The sequence below is a fragment of the Nocardioides sp. P5_C9_2 genome (assembly GCF_054049555.1).
In genome coordinates this window covers 1-1,221 of the sequence record NZ_JBFUMD010000725.1, presented here as the reverse complement: position 1 = coordinate 1,221, position 1,221 = coordinate 1, and the positions used below count along the sequence as shown (strand labels likewise).

Annotated in this window: 2 protein-coding genes; one reads left to right on the top strand and one right to left on the bottom strand. The window is 73.9% G+C overall.

Annotated elements, in window-relative coordinates; genetic code table 11:
- Positions 1-70 precede the first annotated feature (70 nt).
- On the bottom strand, positions 71-565 hold the full coding sequence (locus ACXJKL_RS21320; RefSeq protein ID WP_457208989.1) for a DUF3253 domain-containing protein: 495 nt from the start codon (positions 563-565) through the stop codon (positions 71-73).
- A gap of 273 nt (positions 566-838) precedes the next feature.
- Here ACXJKL_RS21320 and ACXJKL_RS21315 point away from each other — a divergent pair, with 273 nt between their 5' ends.
- On the top strand, positions 839-1,096 hold the full coding sequence (locus ACXJKL_RS21315) for a GlsB/YeaQ/YmgE family stress response membrane protein (RefSeq protein ID WP_457208988.1): 258 nt from the start codon (positions 839-841) through the stop codon (positions 1,094-1,096).
- Positions 1,097-1,221: the final 125 nt, after the last annotated feature.

Here is a 1,221-nt window from a genome sequence, read left to right as displayed (position 1 = left end):
CGGGTGGACCGGGTCGTCCCCGGCCGGCGTCGGCGGCGGCGCGAGCCCTGAGCGGGGCACGCCGACCTGCTCAGCGCGTCAGGGCCGGTCCGGCAGCGATGCGCAGCGGGCCCGAGGCGGTCGAGGGATCGACGCGCTCACCGCCCTGCCGCACCTCGACGACMTCCTGCTCGTGCAGCTCGCGGGCCACGTCGCGTGCCACGTCCATGACCTCGCGCCAGCCCTCGCCCCCCACGACACGAGCGGCATCGCTGGGGCAGATGGTGCTCGTCTCCCGGTGTCGCAGGAGCGCCCGCATGGTGGCCGCCAGCCGGTCGCGGCGGCCCTGCTCGGTGGGCTCCTCCCACCAGGGCTCGCCGCGCTCGCCGAGCGCGACCTTCGCGTCCTGCACGTAGGGGCGGACCTCGTCGCCACGGGTGCTCACCAGGCGACGCGCCCTCATCAGCTCCTTGACCAGCTCGGCGCGCAGCGGCTCGGGGATCGAGGTGTCCGTGGCACGCCACCGTCGCCCGTCGACGACGATGTGGTGGCCGTCGGGGGTGCGTTCGACGTCGTCACGGCTCATGCGGCCACCCTAGGCAGGCGGGCGCCGGGACCGCACCCGAGATGGACCGTGCCGGCGGGGAATCTCGGGGGAGGGACTCCCCACCGACGCGGCAGCACGAAACTACTCCGCTCGTGGGCACCTGTCTGCTCGCACCGTCCATGGGTTCGCCAAAACTGGTGAGCCGGCGTCCGGGGGGGTCTGGTCCGGGGCTGGTCGGGTGACTGCTCCGGGGGGCGAACTCACCCGCGACGGGTGAGGCCCCACCGGCCCGAGGGCACGTAGGTTCGCGTCGTGCTCATCATCGCCGTCCTCGCGTTCGGGTTCCTCGTCGGAGGGCTCGCCCAGATGCTGCTGGGGCGCTCCATGCGTGAGGTCAACTGGCCCCGGGCCCTCGGCCTGGGGCTGCTCGGCTCGCTGGTGGGCGGGACCGTGCTGAGCCTCCTCTTCGGCGAGGGCTTCGACCTCCAGCCGGCCGGGATCATCGGCTCGGTCCTCGGTGCCGTGGCGCTCACCGCCGTCGTGGAGCGGGGCGCGCGCACCTCACGGTGAGCGCCAGATCAGACGAGTCGTCGCCGCACCACCCGCCGCCGCAGGGTGGGTGAGGCCACCACCTCCTAGCCGGCCTCGAGGAACACCTGCACCAGCCCGACCGACGCCTCGTCCCAGATCACGGT